At 58.3% G+C, this 19566-nt stretch carries 20 protein-coding genes; 6 read left to right on the top strand and 14 right to left on the bottom strand.

Annotation, left to right across the window (positions count from 1 at the left end):
• Positions 1-88 precede the first annotated feature (88 nt).
• The 3 genes from J4G32_RS11225 to J4G32_RS11215 all read right to left on the bottom strand — a co-directional run bounded on the left by J4G32_RS11225 (position 89) and on the right by J4G32_RS11215 (position 2931).
• Positions 89-1225: an NADH:flavin oxidoreductase/NADH oxidase gene (locus tag J4G32_RS11225; RefSeq protein WP_210490909.1), complete on the bottom strand. Its 1137-nt coding sequence runs from the start codon at positions 1223-1225 to the stop codon at positions 89-91.
• Positions 1226-1242: 17 nt separating this feature from the next.
• Positions 1243-2190 carry a dihydrodipicolinate synthase family protein gene (locus tag J4G32_RS11220; RefSeq protein ID WP_210490908.1) on the bottom strand — a complete coding sequence of 316 codons (948 nt, stop codon included), beginning with the start codon at positions 2188-2190 and terminating at the stop codon, positions 1243-1245.
• Between the two features lie 246 nt (positions 2191-2436).
• Positions 2437-2931, bottom strand: coding sequence for a nuclear transport factor 2 family protein (locus tag J4G32_RS11215; protein WP_210490907.1), 495 nt, complete (start codon positions 2929-2931; stop codon positions 2437-2439).
• Between the two features lie 180 nt (positions 2932-3111).
• On the opposite strand from J4G32_RS11215, the gene dctP reads away from it, so the two are divergent.
• The 5 genes from dctP to J4G32_RS11190 are packed head-to-tail and all read left to right on the top strand — an operon-like array spanning position 3112 to position 7533.
• A complete protein-coding gene (gene dctP / locus J4G32_RS11210; protein ID WP_210490906.1) occupies positions 3112-4149 on the top strand; it encodes a TRAP transporter substrate-binding protein DctP in 1038 nt (345 codons plus the stop codon).
• 60 nt (positions 4150-4209) lie between these two features.
• On the top strand, positions 4210-4671 hold the full coding sequence (locus J4G32_RS11205) for a TRAP transporter small permease subunit (RefSeq protein WP_210490905.1): 462 nt from the start codon (positions 4210-4212) through the stop codon (positions 4669-4671).
• Positions 4668-5984: a TRAP transporter large permease gene (locus J4G32_RS11200; protein WP_210490904.1), complete on the top strand. Its 1317-nt coding sequence runs from the start codon at positions 4668-4670 to the stop codon at positions 5982-5984. Before J4G32_RS11205 ends, J4G32_RS11200 begins: the two co-directional genes overlap by 4 nt.
• Positions 5981-6766, top strand: a complete 786-nt coding sequence (locus J4G32_RS11195; RefSeq protein ID WP_246504952.1) for an SDR family oxidoreductase — start codon at positions 5981-5983, stop codon at positions 6764-6766. The genes J4G32_RS11200 and J4G32_RS11195 overlap by 4 nt, the downstream gene beginning before the upstream one ends.
• The gene (locus J4G32_RS11190; RefSeq protein ID WP_210490903.1) at positions 6763-7533 is read left to right on the top strand and encodes an SDR family NAD(P)-dependent oxidoreductase; all 771 of its coding nucleotides are present in this window, start codon (positions 6763-6765) and stop codon (positions 7531-7533) included. Before J4G32_RS11195 ends, J4G32_RS11190 begins: the two co-directional genes overlap by 4 nt.
• Here J4G32_RS11190 and J4G32_RS11185 read toward each other — a convergent pair.
• Entirely contained in the window at positions 7521-8315 is a 795-nt protein-coding gene (locus tag J4G32_RS11185; RefSeq protein ID WP_343232635.1) for a polysaccharide deacetylase family protein, read from the bottom strand. The two genes, J4G32_RS11190 and J4G32_RS11185, sit on opposite strands and share 13 nt — an antisense overlap.
• A 322-nt stretch (positions 8316-8637) precedes the next feature.
• Between J4G32_RS11185 and J4G32_RS11180 the strand changes: the two genes are divergently transcribed.
• Positions 8638-9330, top strand: a complete 693-nt coding sequence (locus tag J4G32_RS11180) for a glutathione S-transferase family protein (protein ID WP_210490902.1) — start codon at positions 8638-8640, stop codon at positions 9328-9330.
• Between the two features lie 52 nt (positions 9331-9382).
• Here J4G32_RS11180 and J4G32_RS11175 read toward each other — a convergent pair whose 3' ends face one another.
• From J4G32_RS11175 to J4G32_RS11130, 10 genes are all read right to left on the bottom strand, one after another.
• Positions 9383-10114 carry an SDR family NAD(P)-dependent oxidoreductase gene (locus tag J4G32_RS11175; RefSeq protein WP_210490901.1) on the bottom strand — a complete coding sequence of 244 codons (732 nt, stop codon included), beginning with the start codon at positions 10112-10114 and terminating at the stop codon, positions 9383-9385.
• Between the two features lie 12 nt (positions 10115-10126).
• The gene (locus tag J4G32_RS11170) at positions 10127-10909 is read right to left on the bottom strand and encodes an SDR family oxidoreductase (RefSeq protein WP_210490900.1); all 783 of its coding nucleotides are present in this window, start codon (positions 10907-10909) and stop codon (positions 10127-10129) included.
• A gap of 66 nt (positions 10910-10975) precedes the next feature.
• The gene (locus tag J4G32_RS11165) at positions 10976-12442 is read right to left on the bottom strand and encodes a diaminopimelate decarboxylase family protein (protein ID WP_210490899.1); all 1467 of its coding nucleotides are present in this window, start codon (positions 12440-12442) and stop codon (positions 10976-10978) included.
• A gap of 13 nt (positions 12443-12455) precedes the next feature.
• Positions 12456-13388, bottom strand: a complete 933-nt coding sequence (locus tag J4G32_RS11160; RefSeq protein WP_210490898.1) for a dihydrodipicolinate synthase family protein — start codon at positions 13386-13388, stop codon at positions 12456-12458.
• Positions 13389-13431: 43 nt separating this feature from the next.
• Positions 13432-14841 (bottom strand): aminotransferase, encoded by a 1410-nt coding sequence (locus tag J4G32_RS11155; protein WP_210490897.1) that lies wholly within the window; start codon positions 14839-14841, stop codon positions 13432-13434.
• A 104-nt stretch (positions 14842-14945) separates the two neighbouring features.
• Positions 14946-16202 carry a TRAP transporter large permease gene (locus J4G32_RS11150; protein WP_210490896.1) on the bottom strand — a complete coding sequence of 419 codons (1257 nt, stop codon included), beginning with the start codon at positions 16200-16202 and terminating at the stop codon, positions 14946-14948.
• Between the two features lie 23 nt (positions 16203-16225).
• A complete protein-coding gene (locus tag J4G32_RS11145) occupies positions 16226-16744 on the bottom strand; it encodes a TRAP transporter small permease (RefSeq protein ID WP_210490895.1) in 519 nt (172 codons plus the stop codon).
• A 10-nt stretch (positions 16745-16754) separates the two neighbouring features.
• Positions 16755-17729, bottom strand: coding sequence for a TRAP transporter substrate-binding protein (locus J4G32_RS11140; RefSeq protein ID WP_210490894.1), 975 nt, complete (start codon positions 17727-17729; stop codon positions 16755-16757).
• 208 nt (positions 17730-17937) lie between these two features.
• Entirely contained in the window at positions 17938-18396 is a 459-nt protein-coding gene (locus J4G32_RS11135; protein ID WP_210490893.1) for a nuclear transport factor 2 family protein, read from the bottom strand.
• Between the two features lie 466 nt (positions 18397-18862).
• Entirely contained in the window at positions 18863-19549 is a 687-nt protein-coding gene (locus J4G32_RS11130) for a GntR family transcriptional regulator (protein ID WP_210490892.1), read from the bottom strand.
• Positions 19550-19566: the final 17 nt, after the last annotated feature.

Below are 19566 nucleotides of genomic sequence, written 5' to 3'. Positions count from 1 at the left end.
CTTGGGGAAATACGGCTGAAGCCGTGCCATCTGCTCGTCCGTCAGCCAGTAAAGGTCGCTCATGCTCAGTCTCCTTGCGGAACCTGAATCAGATCGAGCATCTTAAATCAATGGGTCCTGACCCTAGGTAAAACGCATATTCGGGCGGAAACACCTTCTCGGGGTTCGAGACTCCCAGTTGGCGCGCCGCCCGATAGACCCAGTTTGAATCGGCCATCAATTCTCTTCCCAGCGCGATGAGATCGGCATGCCCGTTCGCCACCGCATTCTCCGCCGACACGGGATCGATGATCAGGCCAACCGCCATGGTGGCGACCCCGGCCTTGGCGCGGATCGCCGCCGCGAGCGGAACTTGAAAGTTCGGCTTCTGTTTGAGCAGCCCGAGCGCGACAGGACCGACAATTCCTCCAGCTGAGCAGTCCACGACGTCGACTCCCCGCTCGCGGAGCGCCGTCGCAAGAACAATGCTGTCCTCGAGCGTTACACCGCCTTCCACATCGTCGATGACTGATGCGCGATAGAAGATCGGGCGGTCATGTGACGACACGCTGCGAACCGCTTCTGCCACCATCAATGCAAACCGCATGCGATTTTCGAGCGATCCGCCAAAGCGATCATTCCGCTGGTTTGCCAGCGGCGACAGGAAGCTGTGGATCAGGTAGCCGTGCGCGCCATGAATCTCGACGAAATCAAAACCGGCTTCGTAGGATCGCAGGGTCGCTGTGCGAAACGCCTCCACGATCGCCGCGATCCCATCCTCGCACAATGCCAATGGCACTGGCCACTCGGGACGGGCGGGAACCGCACTCGGCGCAACTGTCCGCCATGCCGGCTCCTCGCCATTCGCTTCCAACGGCGCGGCTCCCTCCCAGGGCCTTGCCGTGCTGCCCTTTCGACCGGCATGGCTCAGTTGAATGCCCGATAACACGCCGTGATCGCGATAGAGCTCGGTGATGCTGCGCAGACCGGAGATATGGGCATCATCGTAGATCCCGGTGCAACCGGGCGTGATGCGGCCATCGGCTGTTACGCTGGTCGCTTCGAGGATGGCTGCGCCAAGACCCCCGAGCGCGAAGCGCGAATGATGCGCGAGGTGCCATCGCCCGATATGTCCATCGACTGCCTGATACTGACACATGGGCGACAGTACTATGCGGTTTCGAAACGTCGCTGCCCTGATGGTCAGCGGCGTAAACAGGTGCGGTCCGGGTGGGTGGCGTTCCATTCTACACAAGTCGGTGGTCAAGCTGCGGCGCGCTTGCCTCCGAGTTCGATCATCAACGCGTCGAGCTCGCGAATCACAGCCATGATCTCAGAGAGCCGCTGATGTCCCTCCTCGCCGAGCGCGCGGAAGGTCGTGATTGGATCACGAACATCGCCGACCGGGTAGCCGACAGCGCCTGCCAGCGCCTTGGAATAGCATTGGTGCCCATAGGTCGGGTGGCCTGCTGCAATGATGTGATCGAACTTCGAAATCAGACGCTGGATCTTCTTGGCATCCTCGATCCGGCCTTCGACCAGATAGTCCCAGATTTTGGTCGACGCCAGCGGGATGTAGTTGCCGTATGGATTGACGTAGCCAACCGCACCCAGCAAAAATGATTCGACGATCCGCTCGCCCGCGAACACATTCATCAGGCCCTGCGTTTCATCCACGATGTCGTGGATGCGCCCGACATCCTGGCTCGCTTCCTTGATGTAGCGGATATTTTCCAGATTGTTGGTCATCCGCGTCACGAGCTTCGAGGACATGTCAACGTTCGTCGTGACAGGATTGTTGTAGAGCATGATCGGAATCGCTACCGCCTCGTTGATCGCGCGGTAGTAGTTGAAGATCTCGTCCTCGGTGGGCGTGTAGTAGTAGGGTGGCGCGATCATCAAGCCGTCCGCGCCGAGGTCTTGTGCCTCTTTGCTGTAGCGGACCGCGTTCGGAGTGTAGGCGTTCATGCTTCCTACCATCACGGGAATGCGGCCTGCTACATGCTTCACCGTCGCATCGACGAAAGCGCGGCGTTCAGCGTCACTGATGGTTAGAAACTCTCCAGTGGTGCCCAGAATGATGATCCCGGGGACGCCCACCTGCAACTGCCAATCGAGGAAACGCTGCCAGGCGGCATAGTCGATGGCGCTGCGATCTTCCGTGAAAGGCGTAATGGTAACGGTGTAGCTACCACGAAATTCTTGAGACATCAGTCACCTGTTAAAATCAGCGAATACGCGATGCGCCGGATGAGGGTTCCGAGTGTGGGCCTCGCCATCACTATGCGCATAACGCACGAATGTTAGCATGGCGCACGAAATGCTGTAAATAGCGTTCCCCAGCCTCTCGTATCGCGATGGTGCCCTCGCAGAAATTGTCCGCGGGCGCGGGAAAATGACTGTCGCCATGCTCCACGAGTCTGCCTGCGGCGCCTCAAGACATCACGCCGCGGCGCCTCAAGACATGACGTAATTCGGAGGTGCCCATCCGGCCGGAGGAGCCGCCCGGGAGGCAGGAAAAATGCCCACAGTGAAGCCGGCATCGCTGCCGTTCATTTCCTGGCGACGGGTTGAAATGCGCCAGCCGTCCACTGTCCGCACGAGGGTGTCGCGATAGGTGCCGTAGAGCGTCGCCGTCGTGCCGTCCGGCCTCTCGTGCCAGGCAATGACGTAGCTTGATGCACAGGCTTCAGAGTCCGACCGGAATGCCACTTCGACGTTTGAGAGATGATGTGATGTGCGGCGCCAGCGCCAGAGACGCGACAGATTGGAGGCGAGAGCCTGCGCGCTCCTCGCGTTCAACCTTTCGTCAGGCCCGAACTCTACGACACAGTCCAATGTGAAGAGATTGCCCACCTGATTGAGGTCCATTGTGTCGAGCATTCGGCAATAACCCGAAAGAACTTCCCCGATGAGGATCCGGTCCTCAATTTCCCGTATCTTTGTGTCCAACACCCTGCTCCTGTAATGAGACTCATCATTGCTCGTTTGTGCGTCATACGAACATATAACCGTCATCCGCACAAACTGCTTGACGCTAGAAACGCGGCCGTTCTACGATCCGTCAGGGGCTTGTTCACTCCGTCGGACAAGCTTCCAACGCAACCTCATAAAACCAGAAGGGGAATGATGATGAGGCGTCTTAATGCCGTCTACATTCTACCGGTCCTTGCTGCGCTGACGATGCTCTTCGCAGCGACGCATGCAACCGGTGTCGCAGCTCAGACGAAGACCGTATGGCGCCTCCAGAACCAATGGCTGCCAGGCAATCAGTTGACGGAAGTTGTCGAGGATTGGGCCAAGCGCGTCACTGCGATGTCCGGCGGACGACTGGAAATCCAGATGCTTCCAGCCGGCTCTGTGGTGCCGCTCGCGCAGTCCCTCGAGGCCATCAAGGCAGGCGTTCTCGACGGACACGTCTCGTACCCGACCCTCTACGCTGGTATCGACCCAGGCTTTGCGCCGCTCGGTGATATTCCAGGCGCCTTCGACTCGCCTTACCAGCTGGTCGAGTTCTGGTATTATTATGGTGGTTTGGAACTGATGCGCGAAGCGTATTCTCGGTTCAACATCTATACCATCGGTGTCGGCACCGGCTCCTTTGAGGCGATCCCGTCGCGCAAGCCACTCAATACGCTGGCAGACTTCAAGGGCCTCAAGATGCGGAGCCCGCCCGGCATTTCGAGTGCCATCTGGGAAAAACTTGGCGCGGTTCCAGTGGTGATGCCCCTCACCGAGGTGTTCTCGGCTCTCGAGAAGGGTGTCATCGACGCGGCAGACAATGGCACGCTGTCCTATAACGATCAGACGGGCGTCTACGCAGACGCCAAGTACACGCTGATCAACAGCATGCACTCCAACGGAGCGTTCGACATCTCGGTCAATAAGGCAAAGTGGGACGCGTTGCCTGCTGACCTTCGCCAGATGCTCGAACTCTCCATGCGCGATCTGATGGTTCGCTGCATCGTCCGGGTTCAGATCGACGACGCGGTGGTGCTCGCCAAGGCGGAGTCAAAGGGGCTGAAAATTTCAGAACTATCTGATGCCGAGAAGGTCCAGTATCGCAAGCTGGCCGTGCAGGCTTGGTCGGATTGGTCCAAGAAGAGCCCGCTCTCCGAGAAGGTGATCAATGCCTATCTCGACTATCTCAAGAAAACCGGAAAAATGTAAGGCGCAATGAGTTGAGGGCCTGCCGGAGGGCAGGTCCTTTTCCTGTTTAGAGGATGCACCGTGATTACTCGCTTCAATCGCGCCATCGGCGATGTCTTTTCATACGGCTACGTGATCGTCTTCCTTCTGACGTTCTACGAGGTCGTAGCCCGCTACGTGTTCAACGCTCCGACACAATACACCCTTGAGATTTCGCTGATCCTTGCCGGACTCCACTACATCCTGTGCGGCCCCCAGGTCTCCGCAGACGAGGGGCACATCGCTGTGACGACCCTCACCGACCGACTGTCACCGAGATGGCAGGTTTATACGCATAAGTTCGGGCTCGCCGTGTCCCTTGTCAGTTGCCTGATCCTCGTCTGGGCCTCGTGGAACCAGGCCGCATTCGCGATTGACGTTAACGAGCATTCAGGAACCGTTTTCAACACTCCACTGCCGGTCATCCTCAAAGTCGCTCTCGTGATTGCCTTGGCCCTCATGTCACTTCAGGCGTTCGTCTTCCTGGTCGGAAAGAAATCATGAGCCCCGAGATCGTCACTATCTTCACCTTTGGCCTCCTTTTCGGGATGGTCATCATCGGCGTTCCTCTGGCTTTCGCGACCCTCGGAACGGCTCTTGTTGTTGGGTTCACGCTCTTTGGTCCCCAGAGCACGATCATCATTGCAAGCCGGATCTACGATAATTCAACCAACTATATTCTGATCACCGTTCCTCTTTTCGTTATCATGGGTATCCTCCTTGAAAGGAGCGGTATTGCCGCCAAGATCTTCGGCGTATTGCACCTGTGGACCGCAAGGTTGCCGGGTGGAATGGCGATCAGCGTCGTTCTGGCAGGATCGCTGATGGCCGCCATGGTCGGTGTTGTCGGCGCGGAGATCATCACACTTGGGCTCGTTGCGCTGCCGACGATGTTGAAGCGCGGCTACGACAAGCAGATTGCGCTCGGCACCATTATCGCTGCCGGATCCCTCGGCGCCATGATCCCACCCAGTCTTGTCCTGGTATTTTACGCGCTCATCGCCAACGTCTCGATTGCAGAGCTCTACGCAGCGGCCCTCCTTCCCGGGCTGCTGCTCGCCGCCCTCTATGCCGGCTACATTTACATCCGCTGTGTCATCAACCCCGCGCTTGCCCCTCCCCCACCACCAGAGGAGCTGGCCCTGCCATTCAAGGAGAAAGTCCTCCTGGCGAAGGATTTGGCATTGCCCATGGCAGTCATCCTGGCGGTCCTTGGATCACTCTACTTTGGCATCGCAACTCCAACGGAGTCCGCGGCCATCGGCGTTGCCGGTGCACTCCTCGCGATCTCCCTCGGCGGGAGCAAGCTCACTCTGTCGGACATTCGCGGGATCGTGGTTGAAAGCGGTCGTGCGATCGGCCCCGTCATGTGGATCTTCTTCGGAGCGACCGCTTTCGTGGGGATCTACACATTCACGGGTGGCATCACTTATCTGTCAAATCTGATTGCTGGCCTTCCTCTCCCCCCGATCGGCATCCTCATCGTGATGCAGATCATCCTGATCCTGCTCGGTCTGCCTCTGGACTGGATCGGGATTGCACTCCTGACGATGCCGGTCTTCGTGCCTGTCATCAAGCAGTTGGGTTACGATCCCCTTTGGTTCGGCGTGCTGTTCTGCATCAATATGCAGATCGGCTACCTTTCGCCGCCATTCGGACCGTCTTCCTTCTATCTGAAGAGTGTCGCACCGCCGGAAGTCTCGCTGCAGGACATCCTTAAATCGGTTTGGCCTTTCATGGGATTGCAGGTGGTCGGCCTAATCATCGTGATGATCTTCCCGCAGATCGCCCTCTGGCTCCCGAGCCTCATGCGTTGAGCAAGGTCCTGGACGGCTCAAGCATTCTCGTGACGGGGGCTTCCAGCGGAATTGGCGAAGAGCTCGTCCGGCGCCTGTCTTCCTTCAGCGCCACGATTCACGCTACCGCACGGAGCGCCGACAAGCTGGCGGCACTTTCGGCCGAGACGGGTTGCGTGACCCACGCTCTCGACATGGTCGATCGAGAGGCAATGGAGACGCTCGTCATTCAGGCTGACCCGGATGTCGTCGTATGCAACGCCGGCAGCAATTTCGGTGGCTCGATCGGCAACGCAAGCGAGGCCGAGATCGATGATCTCGTCGAGCTCAATCTGTCGTCAGTGCTTCACCTTATTCGACTTGCCCTTCCGGGGATGAAGCGGCGCAATCACGGGCATATCGTCTTCGTCGGATCGATTGCAGGTCACCATGCATTGACCGGCGGCAATGCCGTGTATCACGCAACCAAGGCAGGCATCCGCGCCATCTCGGACCAGTTGCGGGTGGATCTATGTGGATATCGCATCCGCGTCACTGAGATTGCTCCAGGGAGAACGCGCACCGCGATTTTCGCCAAGACGATCGGCGATGCCGCAAAGGCCGAACGGGGATACTTCGATGGCTACGAGGTCCTCGAGCCAGCCGATGTCGCGGATATAATCTGCTACGCTCTCGCGGCGCCAGCGCACGTCAATATCGGCCACATCGAATTGACGCCGACGCTCCAGGTCATTGGTGGCCTGAAGACTGTTCGGCTCGATCAGGCCATGACTGCCACATCGGAAAAGGAAACAGGACAGTGATAGATCTTAGCCAAAAGACGGTTCTGTTAACCGGTGCGTCAAGTGGGATCGGTGCCGCCACCGCGCGGGTACTCGCCGATTCCGGTGCGTACATTATCGCTCATCACCGCAATGATCACGACCGCGAGGGCGCAGAGAAGGCATTGGCGGGACTTGATCCGAGCCGGCGAATATTTGTGGCGGCAGATTTTGGCAATCTCGCCGAAGTCGAACAACTCTGGCGGACTGCAACCGCCTGGCGCGGTGGCATCAATGCGCTTGTGCTGAATGCCGCCACCCTCGTGTGGGGCGGAGTCGATGACGACGATGCCACCTGGGATCGCTCCTGGACGGAGCAATTTGCCATCAACGTTCTGGCACCCGCAAGGCTGATGCGCGCTGCGGTGAGAGAGTGGCGGGGAAGCGGCGGTGTTCTTGTCACGCTTGCGAGCTGGAATGCGCAACGGGGATCAACGAATCCCGACCAGATTGCCTATGCCGCATCGAAAGCTGCGATAAAGGCCGCCGCGCAGACAATCGCCCGAGGTTATGCGCGCGAAAACATCCTGAGCTATCTGATAGCACCCGGAATCGTTCGGACCAAGATGTCGGAGGATTTTGCTGCGCTCCAACCGGGCGGTGAGGCATCCGTGACCGCGTCCCTTGCCATGGGCGAATGGGTTCCGCCGTCAGAGATCGGGGAACTGATCGCTTTCCTGGTGTCAGGAAAGGCGCGTCATCTTTCCGGCGCCACCCTGGACATGAATGGGGCGACCTACGTCCGCTGAGACCCGTCAGCGGCTGGCAACTCCTTCACCCATCGCGCGACCTCTTCATGAGTTCCGAACCAAACTCCGGGCTTGGATTTCGCATGGCGAATGAGTTCATCCAGGATCCAGATCCGTGAGCGGTATCCGATGACGAAAGGATGCATCACAAGCTGGAAGATTCCGCCTTCCGCGTAGGCCTGATCGAACTCCCTTGTAAAAATCTCCAGCACTTCCCGCGGGGGCATATAAGGCCGTGTGGCCGGATTGCGATTGAAGAGAAAATAGACGGCATCGTCCCGCAGCCACTCTACAGGAATCTCGACGACACCAGACGGTGTGCCATCGATGCAGAGTTCGTAGCACTCTTCATCCGCCATCAACGATGAATCATAGAGAAAGCCGAGCTCCTTCACGAGTGAGATGGTGTGTGGGCTGAGATCCCACTGTGCCGCTCGGTGCCCGACAGGCTCCACTCCCGTTACCTTCGCGATCTGATCCCTCGAACGCCGCATGAGGTCGCGCTCAACAGGTTCGGTCAGAAGAGATGTATTCTCATGGATCCAGCCATGAATCGCGATTTCGTGTCCCGCATCGGCAATCCGTCTCGTTTCATGTGGATCGATCAACGTCACAACCGCCGGCGTGAAGAAACTGGCTCTCACGTCGTGGCGATTGAGAATGGACAGAATACGCGGCACGCCGACGCGCCGTCCGAACTCGCCCCAGCTCAGGCGACCAACAGCCGTTCCGCCCGCGCCGAGTTCGAAAGTCTCGTGATCGCAGTCGAAGGACAGGGCCACTGCGCAGCTCGCTCCCTGCGGCCATGCCGGCGGTGCAAGACGTCGACCGGCACGAACCCGCGATACAGCGCTTCGCCACTGCTCTTCCGGCCATTCCCACGGCGCGACTGACTTTGAAGAATTGCTCATTTTAGTCCTTGGGTTATCGCGGTGGGACGACGTTAGTTTCTGGCAAAGCCGATAGATTCTCAAAGCTTAAAGCACGCCATTCGGGGAATTAGTTTGACCATTGATCGAGCAGCGTCACATATTGAACTGGAGGAATTAGCGCCAGACCTGCGCTCAGTCACGATCACACCTCGTCCATAAAATAGGCACCCCCATGCTCAAATTCTACTTCAACTTGTCGCCCAATCCGATGAAGGTTGCGCTCTTTCTCGAAGAGGCGGGTATCGCCTACGAGCCGAAGCCGATCGATACGCGCAAGGGCGAGCAATTCGCACCTGACTATCTCGCAATCAACCCGAACGGAAAGGTTCCGGCCATCGTCGATGGCGATGTGAAGGTTTTCGACAGCAATGCGATCCTTCTGTATCTCGGGGAAAAGACTGGACAGTTCCTGCCGGCCGACACGCCCGCTGACCGCGGCGAACTGCTGTCCTGGATGATGTTTGTCGCATCCGGCATGAGTCCGTTCTCCGGCCAGGCGGTCCATTTCAGGCATTTCGCTCCCGAGGTCGTTCCCTACGCGCAGAACCGCTACTTCTACGAAGCGGAACGGCACTACGGCATCCTGGATCAGCGCCTGAAAGATCATCGCTATCTGGTCGGCGAGGCCTATACGATCGCGGATATGGCAATGTGGGGCTGGGCGAGATTGGTGCCCTACGTTATGGGCGAAGGCGCTTGGGCCAAGTTTCCAAATGTCAAACGTCTCGTGGAGGAAATCAACGCACGCCCGGCAGCCATCCGGGCGGAATCCCTGAAACAGAAGCATCTGTTCAAGGCCGAACTGGATGAGGACGCCAGGCGCATTATGTATCCGCAGAACGAGCGTCTGCGTATCAAAGCCTGAGTGGGGATGAGGACTGCCGCGTGGCAACCGGAAAGCGGCGCGGCAGCCGACTTCAGAGCGTGGATTCGAGACGCGTGTTGATGGCGAATTCAGCCACGGATGCGTTGTTTGGCAGGCTCAGGATGAAGCTGACGCCATGTGCGATAACACTTGGCGTGATGCGGCCGGGGCCTGGCATCACGCCAGGTATGCCCGCGATAAGATCGGTATCCACGGCACCAGGACAGAGCGCGGTGACGCGCACGCCATCCTCCCAACCCTCGAATTTCGACGCATGGCTCATGACCACAAGTGCGTGTTTCGTCATCGCATAGCCAACAGAGACGGTGTCGCGATAGCGCTTTCCATCGGTCGAGGCGATGTTCACAATGCGCCCCTGCCCCGTCTTGCGCAGATGGGGAAGCGTCAGACACGTCAGCCTATACGGTGCGACCACATTCACGCCCCACAGCTCTTCAAGAGCGGCCTCGCCCTTTCCATCGAACAGCACCTGGCGAAGAATGCCAGCATTGTTGACCAGACCGTCAATCTGGCCAAATTTCTCGACCGTCTCGCTTACCCAACGCTCCGACGTAGACGGGTCCAGCGCGTCAAACCTCCCGAAAAGGACTCGCTCAGGATCGTGGTCGCCAAGAGCGTCCTTCGCAACATCCGGCTTGCGAGCACCGAGAGACAGGCGATAGCCGTCGGCAAGAAGACGCTTGGCAATTGCAGCACCAATGCCTCTGGACGCGCCAGAAATCATAATCACGCGGTTATCAGGCGACAGGGTCGCTTCGGTCATCGGATCAAACTCTCAAAAAATACCTTGATAGACGCCGCCGTCATTGACGATGTTCTGCGCGCTCATGAAGCCTGCCTGGGCGCTGCAGAGGTAAGCGACCAGATCGCCGCATTCCGTCGGATCGGCGAGGCGACCTGCCGGGCAGGTTCCCAATCGCTCCGCCAAAATCGCCTCGTAGCTAGTGTCGCGGCGCTCGGCATGACCATGAAGATTGGTATGCAACGCATCCGTGTCGAAGAGACCTGGGCATACAGTGTTGATGGTGACGTTATGCGGGATCAGTTCCCGCGAGATCGCCGCAACTGCGCCTGACAGCGCCAGCCTCGCGGCATGGCTGTGGGCGAACCCCACTTGCGGGAACTTGATGAAGCTCACCGACATATTCACGATGCGACCGAACTTGCGCTCAGCCATGCCAGGGGAGACTCTCTGAATCAGGCGGATGGCCGAAAAAAAGTGAACGTCGATCCAGTGTTGCCATTCGGCTCGCGACCAGGTGCGAAAATCACCAGGGACCTGGCGCACGCCGGGGTTGTTAATGAGGATATCCGGCTCCGGGCAGAGATCCAGGATCCGATCGTGCGTCGCCTCATCGTGGATATCGGCAGCAACGGTCTGTACATTGACGCCTGTCGCCCCTCGAATTTCTGCTGCGGTGGCCTCAAGCGTATCAGCGGTGCGAGCAATCAGAACGAGATCGACGCCCTCCCTTGCTAGCGAGAGGGCGCAGGCCTTGCTGAGGCCTTTGCTGGCCGCGCTGACGATGGCGCTCCGGCCACGTAATCCAAGATCCATGACGTCACGCCGTTCGATTGGTGGCTAAAGGGGCGGCAAATCGATGCCGCTGAGGAGAGAGCGTTGTCATGGCGTCACGATGATTGACGGCGACTCACGATCCTGCGGAGCGAACGACGCGGCCAACAGACGGGGCGGAACGCGGAAGCGCCCGGCCACATCTTTCAGCTGCTCACGCTCAGTGATGACCTCGGCGCGATTTCCAGAGACAAGCACGGTCGCTGGGAGAAGCTGCGCGTTGTATCGCGCCGCGCATGACTCCGTATAACCCCCGGTGTCCAGGAAAGCCACGTAATCACCGCGCTTGAACGGTGGCATCTTGCGGTGTGGACCGACTTCGTCTGAATTGCAGAGGGGACCGACGAGATCGACGATCTCGCTTCCCTCGCGGGCCGCATCTACAACGGGCAGCGCGTGATAATACCAATCAAGCGCAGCAGCCCATGACAGATGGTTGGTCGACAGATCCATGTTAACCCACTTCTTATGATCACCTTCTTTCACCGCGCCGACCATGCCAACCGCGACACCCGATGGACCGGACAAGGCACGGCCGGGTTCGAGGCGCAGCTTCGGCAACGGAAGGCCGTAGCGTGCCGTCTCTTCCTTAATCGCCGCGGAACAAAGCCGCGCGTAATCCTCGGCCGTGGGCGCTCGATCGTCGTCGAGTTGGCCATTCGGTCCCGTCCCGTACCACTTGCCGAATGTCCAGCCACCGCCGATATCGATGCAGTCGGGTATCCAGCCTGTCTCGTCCCGGATAAACGCCGACCACGCGATCATCTCTCGCGCCATGATAGCGAAGTTCTCAGGGTCGTTGGACATGCGCGACAGGTGGAAATGCGTTTCACACAGGCGCACCCGCGGCATGGATTGGGCGCGTCTGATGATGGCGACAGTCTGTTGCCGCGACATGCCCCATTTCGTGCTGTCGCTCTGCTGCTTGAGCGTCCCCGGTCCATGCATCGCCACGCCTGTCCGTCCAGCGAGCGGTTCGAGATCGAGTTTGAGGCGGATCCCGAGATCGACATTGCGGCCGAGCCGAGCCGAGATCTCTTCGATCAGATCCAGTTCGTCCATCGCGTCAATATTGATGCAAACGCCGTTGGCGATCGCCATTTCCAGTTCTTCCGGCTGTTTGTTCGAGCCATTGAGAACTAGAGTCTTGGGATTTGTGCCGGCGAGAAGCGACAGGTACATCTCGTTGACGCCGAAGCAATCGCCGCCCGCGCCCTCTTGGTTCATGATATGTCGAATTGCCAAGCCGTTGTTCGACTTGTTGGCAAACAGAATTTCTACACTGGGATAATGACGTCGAAAGGCGTCGCGAAATGCCCGATACGTGTAGCGAAACTGCGACTCGGAAATGATGTAGAGCGGCGTTCCAAATTTCTCCGCCAGATCGTTGACGTCGCAATCCTCAACCCAGAGATTCCCGTTCGGGCCGATGCCGACGAACTCACCGAACGAGATCGAGTAATCCTTCGGTTTGAGCTGCGGGGCGAAATGACCGTCGTTTGCGTGCGCATTCATGTGACGTTTTCCTTCAGGCGCTCAGCCGTTCGATCTTCGCTTGTGGGAGCAGACCCAATGCCGCGAGGCCGCGGGCTAATCCGTCGAGTTCCCTCTGGCCCAACGGTTTGAGCGGAGCCCGAAGCTCTCCGCCGGGAAGTCCCAGCAACTGCATGGCGGCTTTCGTTGACGGATATAGCGTCCGCCCTTCGGAGACGAAAAGATCGGTCAGGCGGCGACCGAGTTCCTGGAGGTCACGAGCCTCTTCGAGGCGCCCTTCCTTGGCGGCGTAGTAGAGATCCAAACCACCGGGCGCCCACACGTTCGGGAAGCAATCGATGATCCCATCCGCGCCCAGCAAGACTGCGCTGACGCCAAAGACCGAGGACGGCCCGCAGAAGACACGGAGCTTGGATTGAACGGCGATGGCCGTCGCGTAGTAATTGTTCCAATCGCCCGAGCTTTCCTTGACGGCGACCACTTTGTCCAACGAGGATAGTCGGTCAACAAGGTGAGGGCTGAGCCCGTTCACGGCATTCCCGGGGATATTGTAGAGCATGATCGGCAGGGAAACCTGCGAAGACACTGCCTCATAATGGGCAAAAATCTCGTCATCCGTGAGCTTCACGAAGTACGGAGGCAGGATGAGTGCGCCATCGGCGCCAGCCTCTTGCGCAGCATTGCTCAATTCAACCGTGTCCCGCACAGTGATGGCGCCGGTGCCTGCGATGAGCGTACCCTTGCCGGCGACAGCCTTGGCGCCGAGCTTGTAGAGATTCTTGCGCTCCTCGAGAGTCATCGCCCAGAATTCGCCCGTGCATCCTCCTACAACGAAACCGGTCGCTCCCTTCTTCAGGAGGATCTGCAAGTTTTCTGCGAACGCTGCCTCGTCGACGTTGCCACTCGCGTCGAAAGGCGTGACAACCGCCGGCATCGGGCCGGACCAGTTTACTGAATGGCGATCCATCTCACATTCTCCATCGTTTCGTTTTTGGCCACAGAACGCGGTTTCAACCGTGCCAGGCGTTTTCTCTGACGAGTTCGTCGGTGACTGCATCGACGCCCTTGCGGGCCAACGCTACCATCTCGTCAATCTCCTGCTCGTTGATCACGAGTGGCGGTGAGAAAGCGATCGTGTCGGCGGAAGGAAGCGCGCGGGTGATCAGGCCAAGCTCAAGGCAGGCCCGCGCTATTCTGGGTGCGACCTTGAGGTTGGGATCGAACGCGCGCGGGCCGTCTCTCTTCGCCACGAACTCCACCGCGCCGATCAGCGCTTTGCCGCGAATTTCGCCAACAAGCGGGTGTTGGCCGAAGGCCTCATGCAGTCTCTTATGCATGTAGGCTCCCGTGGTCGCCGCATTTGCGACGAGGTTGTCGTTCTCGATGATATCGAGGTTGGCAAGCGCCACCGCTGCCGCAAGAGGGTGCGCCGTGTAGGTGTAGCCGTGCCCGAAATTGCCGAACTTTTCTCCCCCATCTACGAGGACACGCCAGACTTTCTCGGAGACGAGACAGGCTGAGAGCGGGATATAGGCCGATGTGAGACCTTTCGCGACAGTTATCAGGTCTGGCCTCATATCCATCACGTTCGTTCCGAACATCTTGCCCAGACGGCCGAATCCACAGATCACCTCATCGGCTATCAGAAGGACATCGTATTTATCGAGCACCTTCTGGATCTCGCGGAAATAGCCTTCCGGCGGCACAATCACGCCGCCTGCACCCTGAATCGGTTCGGCAATAAAGGCCGCCACGGTCTCGGGGCCCTCGGCGACAATCAGGGATTCCAGGTCGTCCGCGAGCTTCCTGGAAAACGCCTCATCGGTCATGCCAGGCTCCGCCTCCCAGAGGCGGTGGGGCGCTGTCGTATGGCGGATCATTGGGAGGGGAAGATCGAAGCCCTTGTGTAAGCCCTCGAGACCTGTCAGCCCGGCAGACATGACCGTGACGCCGTGATATCCGCGCTGGCGCGAAATGATCTTCTTCTTCTGCGGCAAGCCCCTAGCATTGTTGTAATACCAGACAAGCTTGACCTGCGTGTCGTTAGCGTCCGATCCGCTATTGCCAAAAAATACTTTTGACATCGGGACCGGCGCCATTTTCACCAGCCGCTCCGCAAGGCGAACGGGAGTCTCCATGCTCATTGACGAGAACGCGTGATAGTATGGAAGCTTGAGAGCCTGCTCCTTCATCGCTTCGGCCAGTTCAGGCCGGCCATATCCGACATTCACGCACCAGAGTCCGGCCATTGCGTCGATGTAGTGTCGGCCATGGCTGTCGGTCAGCCTGATACCCTTTCCCTCGACAATCACTCTTGGCGGGCCACTTTTTTCGTGGTCTTTCAGAACTGTGAAGGGGTGAAAGAGATACTGGCGATCGGTTTCTTCAAGACTGGCGTCGAGCCGCGGCACGCTTGTCATGGATGCTCCTCTTAAGTTGGGCGGGTTCTGCCGAGACATAGTTCGCAGCGAACACTTTGACGATATGAGCCTCTGCTCGAGGCTCGTGTTCTTCGGACTGTTGCCTATTTCAGAAAGCCCGCAGCGCGCGGAAGGAAAAGCACAAGTTCCGGAATGTAGGTGACGAGCAGCAAGACGATCGTCATGACGCCCCAAGGGCGATAAATGTGGCGCGTGACCGCCGATATGGGTCTCTTGGCCACAATCGCTGCCACGAACAGCGTCCCGCCAAAGGGCGGCGTAATCATGCCGATCACGCTATTGAACACGAAGACGATCGCAAGGTGCACTGGTTCGAGGCCGTATGCCACACCTGCCTGAATGACGACCGGGCTGAGGAGGAGCACCATTGCGATGCTCTCCATCGGCATCCCGAAGAGCATCAGGAAGATGTTGACTATCAGCAGAAAAGTCCATGGGCTGCTGACGGTAGCCTGCAACCAACTGGCAACGAGATCCGGGAGGCCCTCAATGGCCATGAGCCAATTGAAGACGGTTGCCCCTCCCACGAGCACCATGATGCCTGCGGTGAATCCGCCAGCCTTCAGAATGATGCCAGGGATGACCTTCAGGTCGAGTTCGCGATAGACAAACTTCCCGATCAATATCGTATACACGACCGCGACGGCGGCTGCCTCTGTCGGCGTGAACGCACCACTGAAGATCCCGCCGCTGACAATCACACCGAGTCCAAGCGCGGGTAACGCATAGAAAAAGGTCGTCCAAAGCCGCTGGAGCTGAAACGGCTCTGTCACGCGGTATTGAGGCCCGCCGTTTCTGGCGTGCCACCAGGCGAGAAAGAGCAGCCCCGGGACGACGAGAAGGCCAGGAATAATGCCAGCCAGAAAGAGCGCGCTGATCGAGATGTTGTTCAGTACGCCGATCAGAACCAGCATCATGCTTGGTGGAATGATCTGTGCGAGCGTGCCCGCCGTCGCGATGAGTGCTGCCGAGAAATCGACGTCATACTTCCTGCGCTTGAGTTCGGGCTGCATGACAGCGGAGACGACCGCAGTATCGGCGCTGCCAGATCCAGACATCGCCGCGATTGCTGTCGATGCGACGACGGAAACCATGAGCAAGCTACCCGTCGCCCAGCCGACGAGAGCGGATGCAAAGTCGATGATCCGTCGCGACAATCCGCCCTGATCCATCAGCATCCCGGCAAGCAGGAAGAAGGGAATGGCCATCAGGGTGAAGTCATTGAGACCAGAATAGAACCGATGCGCAATCACCACTAGCGGAAGATCCGCCGCCCACACCGAGATAAGCGCCGATATGCCGAAGACAAACGCGATTGGTACGCCGATCAGCAGGAACACGAAGAACCCGACCCCGAGGGCGATCAAAGCAGATCCTCCTGGATGCCGGCGAAGGGAGCGTGCCAGTTCTCGATTACGTGCATGACGATTTCAATGCCCAGCAATGTCATGCCGATCGGAATGGAGATGAAAATTGTCCACATGGGGATCATCAACACTGGCGATGTCTGCCGAATGCCCTGCTCGGTCAGCAGGATTCCGCCGTAGATCATGACCCCGACGAAGATCATGTTGATTGCCGCGATCAAGATACTGAAAAATCTCGCGGGTGTCAGACTGAGGTGGCGGGTCAAGGTATCGACAGCGAAAATGGCGCCGTGGCGAAGCGCAACGCTTGCTCCAACAGCCGTTAGCCAGATCTGAGCGTAGGTCGCCGTTTCAACGGCGTTACCGATGTGGAAGTTGAGCACATAGCGGCCGGCCACCTGAACCACGACGGCGATCACCATGTAGGAGTACAGAAGGATCACCGCCACATCGACAGTGTTGCGAACCGCCGATATCGCCCTGCTGCCGAATTTTCCGCTCGCTAGCGCTGACATGGGATGGAGATCAACCTGCCAGGATGTCGGCGAGAATCTGCTTCTCCTTGTCCGTCTTCAGGAACTGATCGTAGATCGCCTTCGACTGCTCGCGGAATGGTGCCGGATCCGGATTGGTGATGTTGACACCCTTGGCTTTCAACTGATCGAGGATCTTTGCATCGCTATCGGCCCAGAGCTTGAGATGTTCGATTCCTGCCTCGCGGCCTACCGCCATCAAGGCCTTCTGACGCTCAGGTGGAAGGCGCTGGAATTTGGCTTCTGACATGATAATGCCATTGGAATAGTACAGCCATCCAATCTGCGCCCAGTTGTTGGCGACTTCATAGAATTTCTGCGTATAGTAATTTGTATTAGCAGCGTCCGCGCCATCAACGACGCCCGTCTGGAGCGCTGAATAGACTTCGTTGTAGGCGATGGCAGTGGCGTTCGCGCCGAAGGCGTTAAACGTTGCGACGTGAACCGGGTTCTGCACGGTTCGGATCTTGCGGCCTTTCAGATCAGCAATCGAATTGACCGGCTGGCGGGTCATGATGTGGCGTACGCCGGACGTCATGAAGCCGAGGAAGCGAATGTTTTTCGCAGCGGCTGCCGTTACAATTTGGTCGTAAAGCGAGCCGTTTAGAACCCGGGTGTAGTGGTCCCAGTCGCGGAACGCGAACGGCATGTTGAGCACGTTCATCTCCGGAACCCAGTTCGCCAACACCGCGCAGGATGGCGGCGCCAGGTCGATCGTGCCGAGCAGGATACCCTCTACGACATCGACCTCCCCTCCGAGCTGTGAATTCGGAATGATCGTGACGTCAAACTCCCCGCCTGTCGCATTCTTCAGTTTGTCGGCGAACGAGAGCGCGGTGACGTGGTTCGGGTCGTCTGTCACTGAAAAGTGGGCGAACCGAAGACGAGTGGCGGCCCGAGCGTTGCCCGGAATGGTGGATGCCGCAGCCAGTGCTGCTGCGCTAGCCAGAAAAGTCCTGCGTTCCATAGCTGATCCCCCACGTGCATCTTTTCGCACATTTGTCCGGTATGCGAATAAAACCTCTGGCAAAGGGGGTTGTCAAGTCGGACGCCCAGCAGCGCAAGGCAATATTTTGAGGGCAGTCGTCGGAGAACAGGCTGAGCCGAGACGGACGCTCGTGCGCTCTGTGAACAAGAATGCTAGGCGACTGAGGTCTGAGCAGGTTGCTTTGGGCCTAGGCGACGGGGATGATCTGATGAACGAAACGCGCCTCGGTTGAAATGCGGCGCCTCGTGAACATCCATTGGCCGTCGACGCGTCGATACGCGTCTTCGTAGCGGATCAGGAAATTGTGACTCAGGTCGAACGGGAACCGTCCGTTCTGGTGAAAATCCTCGTAGATATGGTAGGCCGTGCAATAGACCTCGCCCAATGCCGTGTCGCCGCTCAGGGTGATCACCTGTGTGGTCACGGAGTGTAACGTCTTCTTGTAGCGCTTCAGTTGGTCGACGGGGATCCTCATGATCTCGCTATAACCGCGAGGTTTTGAGTTTCCGCTCTCGATCACTGCATCGGCTGTGAATAACGCCGCCCAGGCCACTTGATCATTTCTGTCAAGCGCCTGCGCGTAACGGTGAGACAGTTTACAGATGGCGAACTCGTCCAGCATCGGCGCGACGGAATCTGTGCTCATGATAAATTGTCCTGAAGAGGGAGGTTCCAGCTTAGCGACGATTTCACTCGCTGCAATCCTGAACGTTTCTCACGTAAACAATCGCTCGTTGCAAAGAAATATCGCGCGCAGAGCAACATGATGATTTTCTGTTGCCATGATGCGATCCCTTGACTGAATTGCATGTCCAGACTCTCTACGCTGGATCACGTATCGACGTCGGACCCTGTCAGATTTCTGTCAAGGGGCATGATGGCAAATGACTGCGCGCATGCGTTCAGAATAAAACGCTCGGGCGACCCGCCGTCGGCGGCAAACCACCTGCCCACCCTGCTGGCCGGGCAAAATTGCTGTACTGGCGCATATCTGTGGGTCGGCGCTGAACGAGGTGGCGCGCCGGCTCGGCCGCCTTTCGCAGCACCAAGGATGCGATGACTCGTGCCTGACGGTCCCGACCGCTCGTTGGCGTGACCCTGCCTCACCGTCGCTATCCAGTGATCTGAGCTTCAATCTTGTTGAGCGTCCGGTGGTAGTGTTCCACCAGCATCTCCGTTGCCGAGAGGATCTCTCCCCCCAGAATCACGTCCATCAGAGCCCGGTGCTCTTCGAGGCCGTTGCGCCTTGGATAGGCATAAGAATCGGACACGAAGATGTATCGCTGCGCATGGTCCATCAGGACTTCGCAGAACTCCAGCATCCATGTCGATTGGCAGTTGGCAATCAGGGCGAGGTGGAAGGCACGGTGGGGAACCTCCCATTCGCTGCGCTTTGCGGGGTCCAATTCCTCTTTGGAAGCCTGGACGCGGGACAGGCGATAGAACGACAGGACGATGCCCTCCTCCCACTCCGTCGTGCGGTTCCGCATCGATTCTTCCAGCGCCTTGGTCTCCAGCCAGCAGCGCGTCTTCACGAGTTCGCGCCAGTTCTCGATGCTGATCGCAGGAACGAAGAAACCGCGTTGCTCATGACGGTCGACCAGGCGTTCAGCCGACAGGCGGTTCAACGCCTCGCGCACGGGGTTCGTCCCCGTCCCGTAACGCTCAGCAATAACATCGATCGCAAGTTTCTGGCCGGGCTCCAGGACGCCCCGGAGAATATCCTGCCTCAGCTTCCGATAGACGATGGTCGCGGCAGTGGTCTTCTCACTGATCTTGGTCACGTGCTGCGCCTTCATCTTGGTTTGGCCGAGGA

Source organism: Microvirga antarctica, from assembly GCF_017921815.1.
Taxonomy (GTDB): domain Bacteria; phylum Pseudomonadota; class Alphaproteobacteria; order Rhizobiales; family Beijerinckiaceae; genus Microvirga; species Microvirga antarctica.
This window is presented reverse-complemented; position numbering and strand designations above follow the sequence as displayed.